This window comes from Pseudoteredinibacter isoporae, from assembly GCF_040372805.1.
Lineage (GTDB): Bacteria > Pseudomonadota > Gammaproteobacteria > Pseudomonadales > Cellvibrionaceae > Pseudoteredinibacter > Pseudoteredinibacter isoporae_A.
Genome location: NZ_BAABWJ010000001.1, coordinates 645370 through 668116, shown reverse-complemented (window position 1 = coordinate 668116; position 22747 = coordinate 645370). Strand labels below are relative to the sequence as shown.

Sequence of the window (22747 nt, the reverse complement as noted above, 5' to 3'; positions counted from 1 at the left end):
CGTGAGGATTGTATGTATAAATTGTTTTTTGTTTTTGGTTTTTTGGTTTTTTGCTCCCAAGCCTTTTCTGGGATACATCTAGACTCTTGTAGGCAGTATGTGAATGAGTTGGATGAGGAAGAATGTAGAATTCTTGTTGAGTTTTACAATGATAGCAATGCTGAGGCATGGGATGTAGAAAGTACATGGCAGAACTTCGATGTTCACAAGTGGCGAGGTATTACTATTGAAAATGGCCACGTTGTTGAGATTGATATTCACCCATCTTCTGGCGGTGTTAAACACAATAACCAAGGAGTTATTGGCGGGACGTTGTCGGCAAATTTTTCCAGCCTAAGTGAGCTGAGAAAACTAAGAGTTTCAGGGCAAAATTTGCGAGGTGAAATTCCTCACCAATTATCTAAACTCAAGAATATCGAATACATAAGTTTTGAGAAGAATAAGCTGACTGGGTTGGTGCCTGAAATTTTTTCAGGTATGTCGTCTTTAAAATTTGTTAATCTATCTTTTAATGATTTAGAAGGTGAGATTTTAAATAAGTTTGTGCACAATGAAAGATTGTCTGAGATTAGACTCAGGAATAACAGGTTTAAGGAAAGAATTCCCGATTCAATAGGTAATCTCAAGGATCTCGAGTACTTAAGGTTGGATGTCAATCGGTTCTTTGGGGAGGTTCCTGGGTCATTTGCCAACTTAAAAAATTTAAAATTTCTTAGCTTAAATGGAAACTATTTTTTATGGGGCGATATTGGAAAATGGATGTATGGTTTGGAGAGTGCCTTCTATATTGCTATTCGTGGAAATCAATTTTGGGGTGAGATACCGAAAGAGTTTAAAACTTTTAGTTCTTTGACTCATCTTGATGTGGCTGAGAACCATATTGTTGGAGATATTCGTGCAGGGTTGTATGATCCTAGCAAAATGGTGTTTTCTTTGATCGATCGCCAATCAATGGTAGCCGGGCAAGAAGATATAAAGGGAATCAACCTGAGGCTTCTAGGTGGTGGGCTGGCAACATTAACTCCGCGGGTCCGTGGTGCCGGGGTGAAAGTATTTATAGTGCCAGGTGAAAATTCAAAAATTGGCACAGTCGAGGGTTGCGGCGGAAGTTTGAAGAGGAGCATTTATTTTATACCTGATACTTCTGAGAATTGTACAGTTCGTGTGGTTTTCAGTTCTTGCTCATCAAAGGCTTGTGAGCCGAATTTGGGTAAAACTAATAATGTACCTAATGTTTCTCTCGAAAACCCTAGTGATAAACGTGTGCTTTCTGGAGTGGTTCAGTTGCGTGGCTGGTCTAGAGATCAGGAGTGGTATACTGAATTTTTATCGAACAGCTCTAATGAAAGGTTCGCGTACATTCGGCTTGATAATCAGCCTAAAATAAGAGTAAGAGTATCTTCTTTTCGTGCAGATGTCGTTCAGTCAATGGGCTTGTCTGATTTTGAGCAGGATAGAAATTTTGCATGGAGCTATTTATTCAATTCTGCGAGCCTATCTAATGGTAAGCACCGAATTAGAGTTTATGGAGCGTCTGATTTATTATGGGTTGATAGAGAATTTAATGTATTTAATCCGACGATAAATGGCGAATACCAGTACATCAGTGGCGTTACAAAATCTGTGACAGTGAAAGATTTTCCTATCGAGGGACATTCCTCGGTTATTGAATTCAATCAAGCGCAACAGAGCTTTACTATATCAGATCAAATGGATGGGAATGGTAGGTCTGTAACTAGTCGGGAAGTTCATTTTATCAATAGCCAGGCAGAGCGTTCAGTGCATGCTGATGATGATTCTATAGCGAAAATAGAGAATCCGAATGCAAGTATGGTTTTTTCCGGTGTTCAATCTGTACGAGGATGGCTGAGAACAGGGTTGACTGAGGCTGATGGGCGATTAAGTGAGTCCCCCAAACTTGTTTTTGATGGTGGGGCTGAGCTGGATGTAGTTCGAGAAAATCGGTCCGATGTTGGGGAGGTGTTTGGTTATGGCTACACCTCACTGTTAGGATGGAGTGTGCTGGGATACTCTGGGACTCTCAAAAATGGTTGGCACAAACTCGAATTAAAATCACGAACTTTTTTTGGCGTCAAAAGCTATGTGTATAGAGATGTTGAGTTTTTATCTTTTACCCCGGTCAATGAAAATGGAGAGCAGTTCTATGTACGTTCCTATGATAAAGATATCTTGGTAGAAGATTTTCCCTATCAAGGTAGCGATGTGACCTTGCGATTTGATCCGGCTGGCCAAAATTTTGTGATGGTTGATCAGTATATTCATTGATTTTAAACATAATTGCTTATTGTTTGTGTTCTAGGTGATGTGGTCAGTTTTTGCGCTCAAATAAAAAATCCCGCCGTGGCGGGATTTTTGGGAAGAGATTCGGCGTTAGTCCAGTTGCGATAAATCTCTTACCGCGCCTTTGTCGGCACTGGTGGCTAACATCGCATACGCTTTTAAAGCGGCGCTGACTTTACGTGGCCGCGCGTCAACGGGCTTCCAGCCTTTGCTGTCTTGTTCGCGGCGACGTTCGGCCAGTTCTTCATCACTCAGTAGTACGTCGATAGAGCGATTGGGGATGTCGATTTTGATTCGATCCCCATTGCGTACTAAACCAATGGCGCCACCGGCAGCGGCTTCTGGCGAAACGTGGCCGATGCTCAAGCCGGATGTTCCTCCAGAGAAGCGACCATCGGTTAGCAAAGCGCAATCTTTGCCGAGGCCCTTCGATTTAATGTAAGAAGTCGGGTACAACATTTCCTGCATGCCAGGGCCGCCACGGGGGCCTTCATAGCGCACGATAACCACATCGCCGGCCTTTACTTTATCGTCAAGAATATCCGCAACCGCTTGATCCTGTGATTCGGTTACGTAGGCATTGCCTTCGAAGACTAAAATAGATTCGTCGACGCCGGCTGTTTTTACCACGCAACCGTCTTCGGCAATATTACCGGTCAGAACCGCCAAGCCACCTTCCAGGCTGAAGGCGTGTTCCAGGGACCGAATGCAACCGTTGGCGCGATCGGCATCCAGGGTTGGCCAGCGAGTGCTTTGGCTAAAAGCTTGTTGGGTGGGAATGCCAGCGGGGCCAGCTCGATAAAATTCCATTACCTTGCTGCTGGGGTTGCGCATAATGTCCCATTTGTCCAGCGCTTCCTTCATGCTACTGCTGTGCACGGTGGGTAGCTCGCTGTGTAAAACACCGGCTCTGTCCAGCTCTCCGAGGATGGCCATGATGCCGCCAGCGCGGTGCACATCTTCAATATGATATTCGGGTGTATTCGGGGCAACTTTGCACAATTGCGGAACGGTTTTGGAAAGGCGATTAATGTCTTCCATGGTGAAGTCCACTTCGGCTTCCTGGGCAATGGCCAGCAAATGCAAAATGGTATTGGTGGAGCCCCCCATTGCGATATCCAAGGTAATACAGTTTTCAAACGCTTTGAAGCTGCCGATGCTGCGTGGCAGTGCGTTGTTGTCGTCACCTTCGTAATAGCGTTTTGCCAGATTCACAATTTGACGTCCGGCCTCTAAAAAGAGTTGCTCGCGATCGGCGTGGGTGGCAACTACGGTGCCGTTACCGGGCAGACTCAAGCCCAGTGCTTCGGTTAGGCAGTTCATGGAGTTGGCGGTAAACATTCCAGAGCAAGAACCACAGGTAGGGCAGGCGCTGCGCTCGATTTCGGCAACGTGCTCATCGCTGACGGAATCGTCGGCGGCGATAACCATGGCGTCCACCAAATCCAACTTGTGTTCGCTCAGTTTGGTTTTGCCGGCTTCCATTGGGCCACCGGAAACGAAAATAACTGGGATGTTCAGGCGCATGGCGGCCATCAACATTCCGGGAGTAATCTTGTCGCAGTTGGAAATGCACACGAGGGCATCGGCGCAATGCGCATTGACCATGTACTCAACGCTGTCGGCAATAATGTCTCGGCTTGGCAGGCTGTACAGCATGCCGTCGTGGCCCATGGCAATGCCGTCATCAACCGCGATGGTGTTAAATTCTTTTGCGACACCACCGGCCTTTTCAATCTCGCGGGCCACCAGTTGCCCCATATCTTTTAGGTGTACATGACCAGGAACAAACTGGGTGAAAGAATTGGCGATGGCAATAATCGGCTTGTGAAAGTCTTCGTCTTTCATGCCGGTGGCGCGCCACAGGGCGCGAGCGCCAGCCATATTGCGGCCAGCGGTGGAGGTTTTGGAACGATACTCAGGCATAACATCCTCGATTGCGCTATTGCTTGGTTTGCAGGTGGGCCTAGGGCCCTGCTGTCGGCCGTTTGTGAGGGCTTGGCCCTTTTTCTAATATGCTCGAATGATCGACAGCGTCGCCTTATGGGTTGGGGATTGTATCAGATGCAGCCCTTGGGCTATATGCTTGGGTGAATGATCGAGGTTTAGAGCTCGATATCGTAGTCCATAATGACCGGCAGGTGGCTGGAGAACTGTTTATTCTTGTTGATGGCGCCGTACTCAATACGATGTTTGAGATCATCAGAAATAATCTGCAAGTCGGTTCGCCAGCCATCGCCTTCACCGACGGTTCCAGAGGGCCACCAGCTGTATTCGTCGCCGTCACTGTTGACACGACGGAAAGCGTCAACATAGTCCAGTTCGTCTACCAGTTGGCGCATCCACTGCTGCTCATGGGGACGGAAACCGTCTTCATCTTCGTGATTTTGCCAGTTCTGTACATCGTTGCGATCTCTCGCCATGGCCCAGTTACCACAGAAAATGAAGTCGCGACGTTTGTTGGAGATTTTGTGTAAATGGGCCTGTAAATCATCGAAAAAGCCCACTTTTTCTTCGAGTTGCTGCTCGTGTCCGGGTTCGGCATTCGGAGCGAGGAACGAGCCAACACTCAGGCGTTCAAAATCCAGCTGAAGGTAGCGCCCTTGCATATCCAGGCCGCTGGCGAACCCAAAGCCATAAATCAGGGCTTTGGGCATATGACGAGTGTAGATTGCCACGCCATTGGTATGGGGAATGCCGGAATCGAAAAAATAGGCAAAATAGCCTTCCGGGTGGAAGGTATCATGATCGAGCTCATATTCCTGCGCACGGAGGTCTTGAAGACAAACGATGTCGGCGTCTTGCTCGGCCAGCCAATCATACAATCCACGCTGAGCTGCCTGGTGGATGCCGTCGACACTTAAACTGATAATGCGCATTAATAGCCCCTTGATACTGGACTGTGTATGATACCGGGCTTTGCAGATATTGGTAGTTTATTTGGTTCCATTGGACGCTATAGCGGCAGATGCGGCCAAAGTTTGAGCGTATCAGTACCGACGTTCGATCAGTCCCTCTATACGGGCTGACAAACAAAGATGTGGAGACAACTATGAAAGACTTTCAGCGTGAATTCATCAAATTGGCGATACAACATGAAGTCCTGTGCTTCGGTGAGTTTACTTTGAAGTCAGGGCGAGTGAGCCCGTATTTTTTTAACGCAGGCCGTTTTAAAACCGGTGCTGCTTTAGCCGCCCTGGGTCGATTTTACGCCGCGGCGATCGTCGATGCGGGCCTGGAGTTCGATGTCCTGTTCGGTCCAGCATACAAAGGTATTCCGCTGGCGACGACAACGGCGGTGGCGCTCGCCGATGAGCATAATCGCGATGTGCCCTATTGTTTTAACCGCAAGGAAGCCAAGGCGCACGGCGAAGGGGGCACTTTGGTTGGCGCGCCATTGGAAGGTCGCATTGCCATTGTGGACGATGTGATTACGGCAGGTACAGCGGTGCGCGAGGTCATGGATATTATCGATCAGCATGAGGCCAGCCCAGCAGCGGTGATCATCGGCCTGAATCGCCAGGAGCGCGGCAAGGGTGAGTTGTCGGCGATTGGTGAAGTGGAACAGCAGTTCAATATACCTGTTATTAGTATTGTCAGTTTGGAAGATATTGTGGTCTATTTAGAAGAGACTGGCGATATGGCCGAAACAGTCGCTAAAATAGAAGAATACCGGAAACAATATGGGGTATAAGGGCACCCCTCTGTTACGGTAACTTATTCTGTCGAATCCAAAGGAAGATATCCGTGTTGTTAACGACCTTAACTACAAAATTATCTCGTGCATCCATCGCTGTATTGGCGTTGATGACGGCGGCTGTCAGCGCAGAGGTGGTTTTTTATCGTTATATTGATAAGGATGGTGTTCCGGTTATTAGTTCGAAAATCCCTCCTGAATATGCCCAGAAAGGTTATGAAGTCGTAACGCCCAGTGGTCGAGTTGTGCGGGTAGTTAAGCCGGCACCGACCGATGCTGAAAAAGAAAACCTCAGGTCCAAAGCCGAGTTGGCCAAGTGGGACGCTGAATTGCGCCGTCGTTATAGCTCCGTTAAAGAGATTAAGCTGGCTAAGCAACGTAAGCTGGAAAGCATTGATGGCAGCATCCAAATCCTGAAAGGAAACATCGGGGGGATTGATACCCGCATCCACCAGAAGCGTATGGAAGCGGCTAATCTTGAGCGTGCTGGCCGTGAGGTAGGCGAAGGCCTTCTCAAGCAGTTAGAAGAGCTTAAGCACAAGCGTGAGGTGACCGTTACTCGCATTGAAAAGCGCGAGCGTGAACGCCAGGCCCTGATTGATAAGTTTGATCAGGATATTGAACGCTTCGGTGTGATTACCGGTCGCCGGGAAAGTTAGGAATATTGCCCAGGGCTCAGCGAAAAAAGCCCTGGGTTAACACCGCCCATTGATCCTGCCAATTCTCGGTGGGTGAACGTTTAAATTCACTTCGAACAAATTGCGCAATACGCCCTTCGGCGGTAGCAATCAGTAAATTGGCCGCGGCACCGACGGTTATGCTGGGGCGTAAACCTTCCCGCACTTCGGCTTCTCGCAAAATCTGTTTAATCTGGGTTTCCAGGCGATCGTAAAGCTGAGCCACTCGTGCTCTCAGTCGATCTGTCTCTCCCGCCAGGGCATCGCCGGTTAGGATTCGGGTAATACCAGGATTGCGTTCGGTGAAGGTCAGCAGCAGGTACAAAATCTTGTCGCAAGCAGCGAGGGCATTGGGTTGCTCGCTCAGAATCAGATTGATTCGACTGAACAGGGTTTCTTCAATAAATTCGATTAAGCCTTCGAACATCTTCGACTTGCTCGGGAAATGTCGATACAAAGCCGCTTCAGAAACACCCACTTCGCGAGCCAGAGCGGCAGTGGTGATTCGGGCGCCCGGACTGGCTTCTAACATATGGGCCAGGGCTTGTAGAATTTGTTGGCGTCGAGAAGTTTTATTGTTGCTTTTAGTCATAGATGCAAATAAGGCAAACCACAGGTCTGCACTAAGTTCCAAGGTCAGTGGAGAAAATACATCAGTTCACGCATGCCAAAGGCGCCTGCCATCCTAACGGCAACAGGAGCCGGCTGCAATTGCCCCGCAGCAAATTTGCCGAGCCGTCTATTTAAACGGCAATGGGTATGGGTCTGCCATGACCTAAATCAGGGGTAGACCACAGGCCGTCAAAGCAAAATCATTCTAAAGACTGATTATGGCGGTTTGATGGCACCTTTGTCGAATATTTATACCCTACGACGATGCCTTGCTATTGGTAATCAGTGTGCCGACACCGGTATCGGTAAAGATTTCCAATAGAACGGCGTGGGCAACACGGCCATCAATAATGTGCGCGCTGGTCACGCCCGCTTTCACGGCATCCAATGCGCAATTGATTTTGGGTAGCATACCACCGTAAATGGTGCCATCTTCAATGAGTCCGTCCACTTGCTCCGTGCTCAGGCCGGTGAGTACTTCGCCCTCTTTATCTTGCAGGCCTGCTACATTGGTGAGCAACATCAACTTTTCAGCTTGTACGACCTCGGCTAATTTGCCTGCCACCAGATCAGCGTTAATGTTATGGCTGTTGCCATCTTCACCAACGCCAATGGGGGCAATTACCGGAATGAAGTCACTGTCGATCAGCATATCAATCACGTCGGTGTTAATGCTTTTGACCTCGCCTACATGACCGATATCGATAATTTCGGAGGCTTTCATCGCGGGATTGTAGCGACTTACGGACAGCTTTTTGGACTTGATCAGATGTCCGTCTTTACCGGTAATGCCGATCGCTTGGCCACCGTTACGATTAATCAGACTGACGATTTGTTTGTTTACGGTGCCACCGAGCACCATTTCGACTACATCCATTGTCGCGCTGTCGGTCACTCGCATGCCATCGACAAATTCGCTGTGGATGCTGAGCTTGTCGAGCAGATTACCGATTTGTGGTCCGCCGCCATGAACGACAATAGGGTTCATACCCACCAGTTTCATGAGCACGATATCGCGGGCAAAACTGTTCTGCAGTTCTTCGTCGATCATAGCGTTACCGCCAAACTTTACGACAACGGTTTTGTTGGTAAAACGCTGGATATAGGGCAGCGCTTCGGTGAGAACCTCAGCGATTTTCATCGCTTTCTTTTGGGATAAAGACATAGGGATTCCTGAGTGGGCAGGCGTCGTTGGGCTATGGTGTCGAGCGCCGGCTCCGCTGATTAAAAGCTTATGGAAGGCGCTATTTTAGCGATTTCTGCTCTAAATTGCTCCTGGATATCCTCTAATTGTTCTTCTGTGTTGGCTTCGAAGCGCAGGGTGAGTGCTGGGGACGTATTGGATGCGCGCACCAACCCCCAGCCGTGGGCGAAGTCGACTCTCAGGCCATCGATGGTTGTGAGTCGGCCATCTTCGAAGTGACCATGGGAAATCAGGTCTTCGATAATCTGGAATTTTTCGCTTTCTTCGACGTCGATTTTGATTTCCGGTGTGGCAGGCAATTCCGGGAAGCTGGAGAAAATGGTGTCCAGATCCTGATCGCGCAAGCTCATGATTTCCATCAGTCGAGCAGCGGAATACATGCCGTCATCGAAACCGAACCAGCGCTCCTTGAAAAAGATATGCCCGGACAGCTCTCCGCCTAATAAGGCTCCGGTTTCGGCCATCTTGGCTTTCATCAGGGAGTGGCCGGTTTTCCACATGATTGGGCGCCCCCCATAACTGCTGACCAGACTGTTGAGCTGGCGGGTGCATTTAACGTCGAATAACACATCTGTTCCCGGGTTTCGGGAAACGATATCTTTGGCAAACAACATGAGCTGGCGGTCGGGCCAAATGATTTTGCCCTCTGGGGTGACGACACCCAATCGATCGCCGTCGCCATCGAAAGCAATACCCAGATCCGCTCGGTGCTTGCGTACGGCTTTGATCAGATCTCGAAGGTTGCGCTCCCGGCTGGGGTCGGCCGCGTGGTTTGGAAAACGGCCATCGAATTCGCAGTACATAGGAATTACAGTACAGCCCAATTCTTCAAATAGACGCGGTGCTATTTCGGAAGTTGCGCCGTTGCCGGCATCAATAACAACGGTGATATCCCCGGCGAGGGCGATGTCAGAAAAAATCTGCTCAATGTATTCTGCGCTGATATCCTGCTGGCTGACCTGGCCCGGACTATCGCTGCTCGCGAATGCTTGTTGTTGCATGCGTTGTTTAATGTATTGGATGCCCTGATCGCTGATGGTGTTGCGGTTGAACACCATTTTGAAGCCATTGTATTTCGGACCATTATGGCTGGCGGTGACGACTACGCCGCTGTTGCTGCTTGGCAATACATGACAGGCAAAGTACAACAGTGGGGTGGGCACGATGCCGAGGTCGAGTACATGGCATCCGGTACTGGTGATACCGGCAATTAGTTGTTCACAAATTTCGGGGCTGTGGACTCGACAATCTCGAGCCACGATCATGGTTTCCTCGCCTTGATCAATCGCCTCGCTGCCCAAGGCTTGCCCGAGACGTTGCACAAATTCAGGGCTCAGATAAGGGTCCGCTAAGCCTCGAATATCGTAGGCGCGAAACACTTCCTCTGGAATCAGTTCGTCACTGACTGCCGGGGCGGTTTCTTCGTCATTGTTGACGATATCCAGTGATGGCGTTGCACTCACTTTGCCAGAGTGCTGAGTATCGAAACTGTCTCCCAGAAGATCTTCATCATCCGCATTGACTTCGATATCCAAAATATCGTCCATTTTGCGGCCATTGGTCAGCTGGTGTTCGCGGACTTTCTGATCGAACTCTTGGACGGTGCGGCTGCCTCGGCTTGAATGAGGCGCGAATTGACGGCGGCATAACTGGAATGCACCGCTCAACAATAAGGCCGTTACGATAAACCAGGCACTGAGGAAAGGCAGCAGGTTGATACCCGAGGCATCCACGGTATTCTGAGATGGAGAAAAGCGCAGTTTCCACAGCGTATTGGGAATGTCTTTGGTCACGCTTTTTTGGCTATCGGATTTGCCAATGCCAAGGATCAATTGGGCGGGGTGACGGCCAAATTGTTGGAGCAGTTCAAAGCGACCACTGTCCTGATCGGCGTCACGCAGTAGCTGGGCAATGTCGCGTTGATTCAGAGTAACCATTAACGTCGCCACTGGGGTTTGATCCTGATTGTGCGGAATCGGAGCCAATAAATTAAATTGCCAGCTCTCCCCTATTTTTGCAGCTTCAATGGTGATGGGTTGATGGTTTTCCGCGCGAGTGATCATATCCAGCTCGGCAAAACGAATTGGCGCGGCATGTTCCCGATCCAATTGGGCTGTACCGCGGCGAATAATGCGAATGCTGAGGGCTTTGGGGAAGGCTTTTTCGAGGCTGGACATAAAGCTTCGAATGGTGACCGGCTCTTCTTGCACAATTGCTTTGGTTAAGGCTTCGCGGCTGGTGAACCGTTTCAGGTCCTGATTCAGTGAACCTATGCGATGGCCAATGGCGTCAATTTGAGTGCTGACCATACTGTCTATGGCTTTATCCAGCGCTTGCTCGGCTTCAATGACAACGTAGCGCTGGTAGTACCAGGCACCCACCCCTATACAGACCGTTAGCAGGCCACAGAGAATGGCTGCAGTTTGCTTTTCGGCGTTACCCCAGTTCTTGATGTTTGCTATGCGCATAAAAAAGAGTCGGACTTAATTATTAGTTTTCCAATCTTAACAATAGCTTAGGGTTAGCCCAAGCTTAAATTCCCTGTCGTCTCTGGGTGAAGGCGTTGTGTTTCCGCCCAAATACCGGTCGGTTAATTTGCCTTGTCGAAGCGCTCGGAAATTTCCTTTACCAGATGGCGAGCCAGTTCGGTCTTGCTCAGCTTGTCCAGCGGCTTGCTGCCGTTTGCGTCTACGATCAACACCTGATTGTCGTCGCTGTTAAAACCGATTCCCTGTTGGGAGACATCATTGGCGATGACCATGTCCAGCTTTTTGCGCTCGAGTTTTCCACGAGCGTAACGTTCAACTTCCTGGGTTTCTGCAGCAAAGCCTACACAGAAAGGGCGTTGCTGAGCGCTTGCCACGTCAGCCAGGATGTCGGGATTCTTGATCATTTCCAGTGTCATGGTCTCGCTATCGGCCTGCTTTTTAATTTTTTGATTGGCCGCCTGCCGAGGGCGAAAATCAGCTACCGCTGCAGTGGCAATAAAAATGTCGCATTCATTGGTGGCGTCCATGGCGGCTGAGTGCATCTGAAGCGCGCTGTCGACATCGATGCGCTGGCAGTGGGGCGGGCAGTCGAGTTGTGTGGGGCCGCTGATCAGTTGGCAAATGGCTCCGGCTTCCACGCAGGCCTGAGCGAGAGCATAGCCCATTTTCCCGGAGGAATGATTGCTGATATAGCGAACCGGGTCGATGGCTTCGCGGGTTGGGCCTGCAGTGATGACCACTCGCTTTCCGGCCAGCAGGCCCGATTGAAATTCAGCGGCCGTTTTTTCAACTAACTCGTCGACCTCGAGCATTCGACCGGGACCAACATCGCCACAGGCTTGGGCACCGCTGGCAGGTCCCCAGATGGCAATATTTCTCTCGGTGAGTGTCTTGAGGTTGTCTTGTGTGCTGGCATTGGCATACATGGCCTGATTCATGGCGGGAGCAATGGCCAGCTTGCTGCGCCTTGCGAGGCAAAGGGTGCTCAATAAATCGTTGCCTTGGCCCTGTGCCAGGCGGGCGATAAAGTCTGCGCTTGCCGGTGCCACCACAAGCAGATCCCCCCAGCGAGCCAGTTCGATATGCCCCATACCGGCCTCGGCCTCGGGGTCTAACAGCTCGGTATGAACGGGCTTACCAGACAGCGCCTGTAAGGTCAGCGGTGTGATGAATTCCATCGCCGCTTTGGTCATCACTACTCGAACATCCGCACCTTGATCTTGTAAACGTCGCACCAGTTCGGCGCTTTTATAGGCAGCGATACCACCGGTAATACCGAGAAGGATTTGTTTGTTTTGCAAGGAGCTCATGGGTACTGCCTTAGGGTCACATGGACAAATTTGGGATCTTTGGCCGAATCGGGCACGAATTTGGAAGCGCTAAGATACCCTGTCTAACAAGCTGGCGGCAATGGTTCCATTGTCTTCAAGGTCAGTGTAAGCGCAATTGAGAGGGAAAAATGAGTATTAGGGATTGGCCGTCGGCCGAGCGCCCAAGAGAAAAGTTACGCCTGCGGGGCCCCGGGGCCCTGTCTGATGCTGAGTTGTTGGCGCTGTTTTTACGCACGGGCACGCGCGGGGCGTCAGCGGTTGATGTGGCCAGGGCAGTGTTGCTTCATTTTGGTGGGTGGCGTGCGCTGCTGGAAAGCCAGGAAGAAGAGTTTTGCGCTCAACCGGGGCTGGGGGAGGCCAGTTTCAGTCTTTTACAGGCGGTTCAGGAGATCAGTCGCCGGCATCTGCGAGAAGCGTTGGAGCGAAATCAGGTTTTCAGCAGCCCAGAGACTGTACGTCGTTTTCTTCGAGCGAATCTAAGGCATCTTCAGCGTGAAGTGTTTGCGGTGCTGTTAATGGACAGCCAGCATCGCCTTATCCACTTTGAGGAGCTGTTTCAGGGCACTGTAGACAGTGCTCAGGTCTTCCCGCGAGAGTTGGTCAAATTGGCGCTCAGTCGTAATGCGGCCGCTGTGATTGTGGCGCACAACCACCCCTCGGGCATCAATGAGCCGAGTCAGGCCGATTGCCTCATTACGGACCGCATTCAGCAGGCTTTGAGTTTGGTGGGGGTGCGTCTTCTTGATCACTTGATTGTTGGTGATGGTGAGGAGGTTTCCCTGGCGGAGCGGGGTTTCATCACAAGCCATTAAGTAGGCCCCGCGATGGGCTCTTGTGTTGTATCGACCGTTTGACCACTAAATCAGCGACCGAAAGGACTTTTTGAATAAAAAATGGGCGCAAAAGTTGAATGTGGGGGGCTGTTCTGGTATAAAACGCCGCTCTCTGCGGCCGGGGTCTGCCCCGCCTGATGTGAAATGAGGTCAATGTGACCTATGTCGGGCTCCCGCAGGCCCAAAATGAGTCGAATTTTTTAAGTAGCGATTCGCTGTATTTCCAGTCTGATGCTGAGTAAAGCATGGCCGGTAGTGGCAGCGATGATACATGGTAGAGGCCAAAAGATGTCTAAGGTATGTCAGGTTACCGGCAAGCGCCCAGTAACTGGTAATAATGTTTCTCACGCAAAAAACCACACTAAGCGTCGTTTTTTGCCTAACTTGCACACCCACCGTTTCTGGGTTGAGTCTGAAAAGCGTTTCGTTAAGCTGCGCGTTTCTGCCAAGGGTATGCGTATCATTGATAAGAAAGGCATCGAGACGGTTCTGGCCGAAGTTCGTGCCCGTGGCGAAAAAGTTTAATCGTCGCTAAAGGACAGGAGAAATTCCCATGCGTGATAAGATCCGTTTGAATTCAACGGCTGGTACTGGTCACTTCTACACGACTGACAAGAACAAGCGTACCATGCCTGAAAAGATGGAAATCAAAAAGTATGACCCCGTTGTGCGTAAGCACGTGGTCTACAAAGAAGGCAAAATCAAGTAAGTCCTTTACTGTGATTTCCAAAACCCGGCTAAGGCCGGGTTTTTTGTGTCTGTTTGATCTTGCTTCACCCTTCACCCTTCTCTTTCTTGCCCCCGCTTTTGGTTTTTTACGTCGCAGAAACCCTTCTGTCCTGCTGTGTCGCCATATTGTCAGTAATGACCTTGGTGCTCAGTTGGTTTTGTAGTAACTATTACAAAACTAGAACAGTAAGGTGATTCCTCTATGGCGAGGCCTCAATCTATCTCAACCGATCAGCTGCTCAAAAGTGCGATGGCGCAGTTTTGGCAACATGGTTATCAAGCGACCAGCTTGCAGGATTTGCAACAAATAACCGGCTTGCCGGCCAGTAGCCTTTACAACCGCTTTGGCAGTAAATCTGGCTTGTTCGAAGCGGTGTTGGCGCAGTATGTACAGAAAGTTGTCAAAGGACGCTGCGATAAGTACTTGGCGCCAGGTATGGGTTTGACGGGTATCTACCAGTATGTTGCCAGTGCTTTGGAAGACCCCAATGCGCATTGGGGGTGTTTGATGGTGAACAGCCAAGCCCAGTTGGAACAGCTCCCCAGCGGATCCATTCCGGTCATTCAGGAAGCGGGCCGCTTGGTGTGTCGAGCGCTACAACAGACTTTGGAGGAAGCCGAGGCGAGCGGTGAGATTGCCGAGGGACAGAATCTTTCCCTACTTGCCGAGCAGCTTGCGCTATTTATCCAAGGGGTACTGCTGCAAAGCAGTTTGCCGCAGAATCGACCGAAAAAACAAAATATTACCGATATGTTGACGCAGCAGTTAGGCGTTAAAAACCTCAGCGGAGATTTATCATGAGCACAGTGATTGGAAAACAATTCTGGGTGAACAAAACCCAGATTTTAGACACCCAGTGGACGAAACAGGAAGAGCGAGCGCTTCAAGCGGATGAAGTTCGTTTGAGTATCCAAGAGTTTGCCTTTACCGCGAATAATGTGACCTACGCTGTGATGGGTGAAATGTTGCAATACTGGTCATTTTTCCCCGCTGGAGAAAACAAAGGTTTGATTCCCGTGTGGGGCTTTGCGGATGTTGTGGAATCGAAGAATGACGCTCTGAAGGCTGGCGAGCGAGTCTACGGATATTTTCCAATGGCAGACGCGTTGATCGTTCGGCCTGCAAATATCAGTGAGGGCAGCTTCATTGACTCGATGCCGCACCGTGAGGCGCTTCCCGTGGTTTACAATCAATACATTCGCTGTGCAAAAGACCCTCTGTACAGTGAAAACACCGAAGCCCTGCAAATGTTGTTGCGTCCTTTGTTCACCACATCATTTCTACTCCAGGATTTTTTCGAAGAACAAACATACTGTTCTGCGGAGCAGGTTGTGATGAGCAGCGCTTCGAGTAAAACATCTATCGGCACAGCCTTCGCGTTTTACCAGCGTCGACAGGAGACCGGATCGGGGCCGCGCATAATCGGTTTGAGTTCGGCGGGAAATGTTGAGTTTGTACGTTCCTTAAATTTATACGATGAGGTGTACAGCTATGACGACCTCAGCCAGATCTCAAGAAAACCTTCCCTCTTGATTGATTTTGCCGGTAATGCAGTGCTTAAGGCCAATGTTCACAAGCATCTGGATGATCAGCTGCAATACAGTTGCATCGTGGGTGCATCCCACTGGGATCAAACCACAGCGGCGGCTGAAGCATTAGCAGGCCCGGAACCCCAGTTGTTTTTCGCGCCCACCCAGGCTCAGAAGCGCATGCAGGAATGGGGTCCCAAGGGTTTTGCAGAAAAGCTGGCAGTGATGTGGCAAGGCTTTATCCAGAATGTAGAGGACTGGATAAATGTGGAATATGTTGATGGTGAGGAGGCGATCAGTGCTTCTTATCAAGCTATGGTAGAGGGCTCGGTGACACCGGAGCGGGGCTTGATCTACCGTGTGAATCCTTGAGGTGCTTGTGCGAACAAGCCAGCGTTTTGACCGCTAAACCGGATCAGAAAACAAATGACGTAAAAGAAAACGGAGCAGTACAGTGAATCGATTTTTACAACATAGTGGCGCTCAATACCCAATTATCCAGGCTCCAATGGGCTGGATGGCGAGATCTCAACTGGCATCTGCTGTGTCTAATGCCGGGGGTCTTGGGATTATCGAAACTTCCTCGGGCGAAACTGAAAATTGCAAGGCTGAAATTGAAAAGATGGCCTCGCTTACCGATAAGCCTTTCGGTGTAAATCTGCCGATTATGTTTTTGCATGACGATTCCATGCTGAAATTCATTTGTGAATCTGGGGTTCGTTTTGTGACGACGTCAGCGGGTAGCCCCAAAAAGTTTTTGGCACCTCTACAGGAAGCCGGCATCGTTGTTTATCATGCTGTGCCTTCGTTGGAGGCGGCCTTGAAGTGTGCTGATGCGGGCGTGGATGGTTTGGTTATTGAGGGCGGCGAAGGTGGTGGCTTCAAAAATCCGGAAGAAGTATCCACTTTGGTATTGTTGCAAGCTATCGCAGAGAAAGTCGATTTGCCACTGGTGGCTGCGGGTGGAATATGTGACGGCCGCGGCATGGCAGCAGCCTTTGCGTTGGGTGCCGAAGCTGTACAGATGGGTACGCGATTTGTGGCCTGTTCAGAAAACCCGGCTCACGACAATTATAAACAAGCCATTATCGATGCCGCGACAGACGGCACTTATATGTTAAATAAAACCTCCACACCCTGTGTGCGGGCATTAAAAACCGAACGCACGGCCGAGTACTTCAGTGCTGGGAAAATGCCCATGGAGGCTTTTATGACCATCAAAGACCTGTACTTCGGTGGTGACATGGAAGCCAGTATTGCCTTAGCTGGACAAACCGCCGGTTTGATTAATGAAGTGAAAAGCGCTGAGCAGATTATTCAGGAAACGGTTTCAGGCTATAAAGAGATCTGTGCCCGCATGAATCAATCGGACTTCTGATTTCGTCGAAAGTACTATCGCCTTCCTGCGCCATGCCCTCTCATGGCGCACAATTCTTCCTTTCTGCAAAATAACATTGCATAAAGAAATATCAGTACTACTTTTAATTGTGTTTAATTATTTGTGACGAAAAACCAAAGCATTCTTTGGTTTTTTCACAAGCACGTGCTAATTTTAAAACTGTCCCTTATTGACAAACTCGATAGATGTAAAAGTACGAGCTAATTCATTTGGGAAAAATACGATAAAAATAAATGTAATTTTCAAATAAGTACGATTTCACTGATAGAGTCGTGCACCGAGTTAGCAATACCGCCGACTGCAGTCATCAGTTTCAAGAGCATCAACAATAAATTGCTTTGAAGTAATTTATTGCGGCTTCGATTTGAAGCCTACTCCAAGTCACTATTGGAGTTAAAAGAGAAGACAATAAAAATAATTGCGAGGAGAACTCTATGAAGCTGTTTCCATCCAGTGCCTTGTCTCTGGCCGTGGCCTTGTCGGCTGCGGGTATGAGTCAGACATCCATAGCCCAGGGAGGCAATTCGGCTGATGATCTACTTGAAGAAGTGGTCGTTACCGGTTCCCGCCGAGCACCGCGCTCGGTTTTTGATTCTGCGGTACCTATTGACGTTGTCGGTGGTGATGATTTTGCAAACCAGGGCGATTCGGATCTCAGTAATTTATTACGTAACGTTGTGCCTTCGTACAATGTGAATGCACAGCCTATCAGTGATGCAGCGACGATTGTGCGTCCGGCCAATATGCGTGGCTTAGCGCCTGACCACACTCTCGTTTTGGTCAATGGCAAGCGCCGACACCGGGCGGCGGTTATCTATTGGTTGGGTAATGGTGTGGCCGACGGTGCTCAAGGTGCTGATATATCCCCCATTCCTGCTATCGCCCTGAAACAAGTAGAAGTGTTGCGAGATGGTGCCGCCGCCCAATACGGTTCTGATGCAATCGCGGGTGTGATGAACTTTATTTTAAAAGACGATCCGGAAGGCGGCAGCATTGAAGTTAAGTACGGGGAATATAAAGAAGGGGATGGTGAAAACATTACTGTCGCCGGAAATGTCGGTATGCCCTTTACCGACAACGGTTTTGTTAATGTCAGTTTTGAATATGGAAACACCGATCCAACAGATCGCAGCCAGCAACGAGCGGATGCTCAAGCGTTGATTGATGCGGGTAACACTGCGGTGGCCAACCCTGCCCAGATTTGGGGTACGCCAGAAATCAAAGACGACATTAAGCTAATGGCCAATCTTGGTTTGGAGTTGGGTGGTGGTAAGGAATTTTTTGCCTTCGGTAATTACGCAACCAAAGAAGTGGAAGGTGGCTTCTTCTTCCGTAACCCGGACACTCGCGGTGGTGTGTTCAGTAATGATGGTGGTGTGACTCGCCTGGTCGGCGATTTAACTCCGGATGATGGCATTGCATGCCCCACGGTAAACGTCGGTGATGCGGCGGCCTTGCAGCAGGTGATCGCCGATCCAAATTGTTTTGTGTTCAATGAAATGTTCCCCGGCGGCTTTACTCCGCGCTTTGGCGGTAAAGTTCATGATGCGGCGCTCACCGCAGGACTGCGTGGTACCACAGCCAGTGACCTGAATTGGGAGTTGAGCGCGAGCTATGGCCGCAATGATGTGGATTTTTTCATTAAAAATACGGTAAACGCTTCACTCGGGCCGCAGACCCCAACAGCATTTGATCCCGGTGATTACACTCAACAGGACATTAATTTCAATGCGGATGTGTCCTACGCGGTACCCGTTGATGCATTCGAATCGGACTTGAACATTGCTGCGGGACTGGAGTGGCGAGAAGAAACCTTTGAGATTACCGTGGGTGATCAGGCCTCGTTTGAAATTGGTCCATTGGCAGAGCAAGGATTTTCCGCAGCGTCTAATGGCTTCCCCGGTTTCAGCCCGCTCGCTGGTGGCAGTTTTGCGCGTAAAAATATCGCTGCTTATGTGGATCTGGAAGCGGATGTTACCGATCGTTTACTCGTGGGTATGGCGATTCGCTGGGAGGATTTCAGTGATTTCGGTACCACCACCAACGGAAAAATTTCAGCCAACTTTGAATTGACGGAAAACTTTTCATTACGCGGCAGCGCCAGTACCGGCTTCCGGGCTCCAACACCGGGCCAGTCCAACGCGTTTAACGTTTCCACAGAGTTTGATGCAGCAACAGGGGATCTGGTCAACAACGGTACCATTCCTTCGACCAACCCTGTTGCGGTCCTGCGTGGTGGTAAGCCTCTTGATCCGGAAGAATCTCGCAGCTATACCCTGGGTGCGATTCTGCAGTTGGGTGAAGTGAGCATGACCATCGATTATTTCAATATTGAATTGACCGATCGCATCAGTGTCTCGCAAAACTTCAGTTTGACTCAGCAGGAAATCGATGACCTGGTGGCGTCCGGAGTGACGAGTGCGCAGAATCTTCAGAATTTCCGTTTCTTCACCAATGACTTCGACACCACGACATCCGGTTTTGATGTTGTTGCTACCTACGGTTTAGATATGTTGGGTGGAAGTACCGAGTTCTCGCTGGCGTATAACTATACGGAAACCGAAGTGGACAGCTTCTCGCCGGATGTGATTGATGCTACTCGTATTCGAGAGTTGCAAGAAGGTCTGCCGGAGTCCCGCTGGAATTTGGCGATGACCCACAATTTGGAAGACTGGCGCTTTCTTCTGCGGATGAGTTACTTCAATGACTTCTATGATTCGGAAGATGATCGATCCTATGGTGATGAGTATATCTTCGATGCCGAGGCCGAATATAACTTCAGTGAAAACTACTCTATAACCGTCGGGGCTCAAAACCTGTTGGATGAGTATCCGGATGAAAACCCGACCGGTGCGCAGCAGTCCGGGCGTCGTTACAGCCAATTCTCACCAACCGGCTTTAATGGCGGCTTCTATTACGCCAGAGTGCGTTACAGCTTCTAGTGTTCATCCTCTAGATTCAGGCCGCCCCAGGGCGGCCTTTTGTCTTTGTTGGTTTTGTGCGGAAGTGCGTCAACTTTTAACCCTATATTCAGCTTGGGCAACTAATACTTTGTTACCATGTATTTTTACAGTTTGTCACTTATGTATTACCTTTAAGGGTGAGAGTAGTACCTTGTGAAGAATTACGTGCCAACTGATCAGCCTGCCGATTTTAATCAGTTAGATCTGGATGCGCTCAAAAGTGCAGTGTGGATCTATGACGTGCTGAATTATCGAATTCATTGGGCCAACAAAACCGCACTAAATTTGTGGGAATCTGAAAGCCTTTCTGAGCTCACGGCTCGGGACTTTAAGCCCGGTGCGTCCGAAGCTGTGCAGCAAACCCTATGCTCCTATCTGGAAGAATTTAAACACGGTCGAGTTATTGATCGTTGGTGGCAAATTTCACCCAAAAATATCGATAAGCGCGTGCACTGTCGCTTTTCCGGAGTCATGACGGCACCAGGCCATGTTTCCATGTTGGTGGAAGGTTTGCATTCGGAGTTATTGCAAGGCGAAGCCAGCGATTACGGTACGGTGATGATTTGCCTGTTTGATGCTTTGGGCGTTATTCAGAGTGCGAATCCACCGTTTGAGCGACAGTTTGGTATTGCCGTTCCCCTGGTGCAGGGCATTGTGCATGAAGCTCAGGATTTACTGCGTCTGCTGGCGGCAGATGATGGCCACAGCGAAGAAATACTGTGTGCCACAAAAAATGGTCCGCGTTGGCACAGTGTGGAAGTGCGTAAGCATCATCACCAGGAACTGAAAGCGAACTCAGTGCCGGTGCAGAGTTTGACTCTATTGGATATCCATGACCGGAAGTTGGCTGAACTTAAGAACGCTGTTGCTGCCGACACGGATGCATTGACAGGTTTATTCAACCGTCGAGGTATTTCTCGACAGTTGCAATCCAAAGTTGAAAGCGGCTGTACGGTTTTCTTTATTGACCTCGATGAATTCAAGCCAATTAATGATCGTTATGGGCACGCCGTCGGTGATGAGGTGTTGTGCCACGTGGCTAAGGTCTTACGTTATGAAGTGCATCAGTCAGCGATATGCGCGCGATTAGGCGGCGACGAATTTATTATGGCAATTCCCGCTGTGGTTGAGATCAGAGATTTGAATTTTATTGCTCAGCAATTAATTCAACAGTTGACTAAGCCCTTTGTGTGTAATGGGCAGCGGCGCCTGCATGTTACCGCCAGTGTGGGCAGTGCCAGTCTCCCCGAACATGCTGGAGACATCGACAGCGTGCTGCAAAAAGCTGACGCCGCAATGTATGTGGCCAAGCAGCGCGGTCGAAATCGTTATGTGCATTACTCGTCCAGAGTGAAAGAGCAGCTGATGCGCAGTGAGCGAATTGTTCAGCAGTTGGATGAGTCGTTGCAGGAGGGGGAAAGTCTTTTTGAATACCAGTCGGTTACCTCTTTGCCAGAGCAAGATATTTTTATTTATGAAGCTTACTTACGTTGGCCCCAACCATTATTAAGCAGCTTGCGCGCTTATGAGGTGAACGAAGCATTGGTCAAAGCGAACCGTTTGTTTGAGGTGGAAGCTTCATTGCTTGAAATGCTGAATGACGACTTTTCCCGTTTGCAAAGTGTCAGTTCGCCAGATGACTTTCGCTTAGCGTTTAATGTGTCGGCGAGCCAGCTTATTGAAGAAAGCTTTTTGACTCGAGTTGAAAAATACCTTCGACACAAGAACCTGACACTGGACAAGCTGGTGTTTGAATTAAGTGAGCGGGCGCTCAAGCGCGTGCTCGATCATCAGGCCGATTTTTTTATTGAGGCTGGCAAGCAGGGCTTTCAATTCGCGCTGGATAACTTTGGTTCTGACTGTTCCCCTCTTATGAACCTGAAGCGTCTGCCTCTTCAGTACATAAAGTTGTCGCCAGAATTTTCCCGGGATATGTCTGACCATTCGGTCGTGATTCGCTGCATTGTGGATCTTTGTCACCATTTGCAGATTCCCTGTGTGGCAGAGGGCGTGAGTTCTCAATCTGTGAGTGACACCTGGTCGGGTTTGGGGGTTCATTTGCAGCAGGGTGAGTTTGCTGCACCACGACTGCCTCTTCGGGAGTTTGCCAATAAGGGTTCGCGCTGCTAAGGTGCTCGGCAGTTTTCAAATCGAAGGGTGTTTTTCTTGCCTGAGTTACCGGAAGTAGAAACCAGTTGTCGAGGTATCGCACCTCATATTGTCGGTCGTACCATGAAGCAAGTCGTGGTGCGCAATGGTCGGTTGCGTTGGCCTATGGATGATAACCTTGCCGACGTTCTTGATGGGCGGAAGTTGTTAGGTTTGAGTCGTCGTGGCAAGTATATGTTGTTTCGATTCAAGCATGGTCACCTGCTGATGCATTTGGGGATGTCCGGCAGTGTGCGTATTGTCGAAGCCTCAAAGGAGCCGCAGAAACACGATCATGTCGATTTTGTTTTTGGCCTGGATACGGTGTTGCGCTTTACCGATCCACGCAGGTTCGGTGTGATTCTCTGGACAGATGAAGCGCCGGAGGCGCATAAGCTGATTCATCATCTGGGCCCAGAACCTTTGTCTGAAGCGTTTTCCGCTGACTATTTATACCAACAAACTCGCAAGCGAAAGCAGGCGATCAAAGTGCTGGTTATGGACAGCAAAGTGGTGGTGGGTGTTGGAAATATCTACGCGAATGAATCGTTGTTTATGAGCGGGATTCGCCCAGGGCGAGCGGCCGGGAGAATAACTCGAGTAGAGGCTGAATTATTAGTTCACAATATTAAACAAGTGTTGCAAAAAGCCATTGCTCAGGGAGGTACCACTTTGAAAGATTTTGTGGGCGGTGATGGAAAACCTGGCTATTTTAAGCAGGAGTTGAATGTTTATGGCCGGGATGGAGAACCTTGTTTACGGTGTGGCGGTATACTGAAAAGTCAGCGACATGCTCAGCGGGCCAGTGTGTATTGCCCGGAATGTCAAAAGTAA

General features: G+C 49.6%; 18 protein-coding genes. 12 read left to right on the top strand and 6 right to left on the bottom strand.

Annotation, left to right across the window (positions count from 1 at the left end):
• The first annotated feature begins 12 nt into the window (after positions 1-12).
• A complete protein-coding gene (locus tag ABWW03_RS03055; protein WP_353406282.1) occupies positions 13-2286 on the top strand; it encodes a hypothetical protein in 2274 nt (757 codons plus the stop codon).
• 105 nt (positions 2287-2391) lie between these two features.
• On the opposite strand, the gene ilvD is transcribed toward ABWW03_RS03055, so the two are convergent.
• Together ilvD and ABWW03_RS03045 are read right to left on the bottom strand one after the other, a co-directional pair.
• Complete coding sequence (ilvD, locus tag ABWW03_RS03050) at positions 2392-4227, bottom strand: dihydroxy-acid dehydratase (protein WP_353406281.1); 1836 nt, start codon at positions 4225-4227, stop codon at positions 2392-2394.
• A gap of 179 nt (positions 4228-4406) precedes the next feature.
• The gene (locus ABWW03_RS03045; protein WP_353406280.1) at positions 4407-5180 is read right to left on the bottom strand and encodes an exodeoxyribonuclease III; all 774 of its coding nucleotides are present in this window, start codon (positions 5178-5180) and stop codon (positions 4407-4409) included.
• A 173-nt stretch (positions 5181-5353) separates the two neighbouring features.
• On the opposite strand from ABWW03_RS03045, the gene pyrE reads away from it, so the two are divergent.
• Together pyrE and ABWW03_RS03035 are read left to right on the top strand one after the other, a co-directional pair.
• Positions 5354-5995 (top strand): orotate phosphoribosyltransferase, encoded by a 642-nt coding sequence (pyrE, locus tag ABWW03_RS03040; RefSeq protein WP_353406278.1) that lies wholly within the window; start codon positions 5354-5356, stop codon positions 5993-5995.
• A 53-nt stretch (positions 5996-6048) separates the two neighbouring features.
• The gene (locus ABWW03_RS03035) at positions 6049-6657 is read left to right on the top strand and encodes a DUF4124 domain-containing protein (RefSeq protein ID WP_353406277.1); all 609 of its coding nucleotides are present in this window, start codon (positions 6049-6051) and stop codon (positions 6655-6657) included.
• Between the two features lie 16 nt (positions 6658-6673).
• Here the strand turns inward: ABWW03_RS03035 and slmA are convergent, their stop codons facing one another.
• From slmA to coaBC, 4 genes are all read right to left on the bottom strand, one after another.
• Positions 6674-7267: a nucleoid occlusion factor SlmA gene (gene slmA / locus ABWW03_RS03030; RefSeq protein ID WP_353406276.1), complete on the bottom strand. Its 594-nt coding sequence runs from the start codon at positions 7265-7267 to the stop codon at positions 6674-6676.
• A gap of 276 nt (positions 7268-7543) precedes the next feature.
• Entirely contained in the window at positions 7544-8452 is a 909-nt protein-coding gene (gene argB / locus ABWW03_RS03025; protein WP_353406275.1) for an acetylglutamate kinase, read from the bottom strand.
• A 59-nt stretch (positions 8453-8511) separates the two neighbouring features.
• Positions 8512-10959, bottom strand: coding sequence for a phosphomannomutase/phosphoglucomutase (locus ABWW03_RS03020; RefSeq protein WP_353406274.1), 2448 nt, complete (start codon positions 10957-10959; stop codon positions 8512-8514).
• Between the two features lie 122 nt (positions 10960-11081).
• On the bottom strand, positions 11082-12290 hold the full coding sequence (gene coaBC / locus ABWW03_RS03015) for a bifunctional phosphopantothenoylcysteine decarboxylase/phosphopantothenate--cysteine ligase CoaBC (RefSeq protein WP_353406273.1): 1209 nt from the start codon (positions 12288-12290) through the stop codon (positions 11082-11084).
• A 149-nt stretch (positions 12291-12439) separates the two neighbouring features.
• On the opposite strand from coaBC, the gene radC reads away from it, so the two are divergent.
• The 9 genes from radC to mutM all read left to right on the top strand — a co-directional run bounded on the left by radC (position 12440) and on the right by mutM (position 22747).
• Positions 12440-13123 (top strand): RadC family protein, encoded by a 684-nt coding sequence (radC, locus tag ABWW03_RS03010; RefSeq protein WP_353406272.1) that lies wholly within the window; start codon positions 12440-12442, stop codon positions 13121-13123.
• Positions 13124-13432: 309 nt separating this feature from the next.
• A complete protein-coding gene (gene rpmB / locus ABWW03_RS03005) occupies positions 13433-13669 on the top strand; it encodes a 50S ribosomal protein L28 (RefSeq protein WP_166851327.1) in 237 nt (78 codons plus the stop codon).
• Positions 13670-13697: 28 nt separating this feature from the next.
• Positions 13698-13853 (top strand): 50S ribosomal protein L33, encoded by a 156-nt coding sequence (gene rpmG / locus ABWW03_RS03000; protein WP_166851324.1) that lies wholly within the window; start codon positions 13698-13700, stop codon positions 13851-13853.
• 222 nt (positions 13854-14075) lie between these two features.
• Entirely contained in the window at positions 14076-14675 is a 600-nt protein-coding gene (locus ABWW03_RS02995) for a TetR/AcrR family transcriptional regulator (RefSeq protein WP_353406271.1), read from the top strand.
• A complete protein-coding gene (locus ABWW03_RS02990) occupies positions 14672-15775 on the top strand; it encodes a DUF2855 family protein (RefSeq protein WP_353406270.1) in 1104 nt (367 codons plus the stop codon). The genes ABWW03_RS02995 and ABWW03_RS02990 overlap by 4 nt, the downstream gene beginning before the upstream one ends.
• A gap of 82 nt (positions 15776-15857) precedes the next feature.
• Complete coding sequence (locus tag ABWW03_RS02985; RefSeq protein ID WP_353406269.1) at positions 15858-16781, top strand: NAD(P)H-dependent flavin oxidoreductase; 924 nt, start codon at positions 15858-15860, stop codon at positions 16779-16781.
• A 455-nt stretch (positions 16782-17236) separates the two neighbouring features.
• A complete protein-coding gene (locus ABWW03_RS02980) occupies positions 17237-19744 on the top strand; it encodes a TonB-dependent receptor plug domain-containing protein (protein WP_353406268.1) in 2508 nt (835 codons plus the stop codon).
• A 174-nt stretch (positions 19745-19918) separates the two neighbouring features.
• Positions 19919-21895: a diguanylate cyclase domain-containing protein gene (locus tag ABWW03_RS02975; protein ID WP_353406267.1), complete on the top strand. Its 1977-nt coding sequence runs from the start codon at positions 19919-19921 to the stop codon at positions 21893-21895.
• Positions 21896-21931: 36 nt separating this feature from the next.
• Positions 21932-22747: a bifunctional DNA-formamidopyrimidine glycosylase/DNA-(apurinic or apyrimidinic site) lyase gene (gene mutM / locus ABWW03_RS02970; protein WP_353406266.1), complete on the top strand. Its 816-nt coding sequence runs from the start codon at positions 21932-21934 to the stop codon at positions 22745-22747.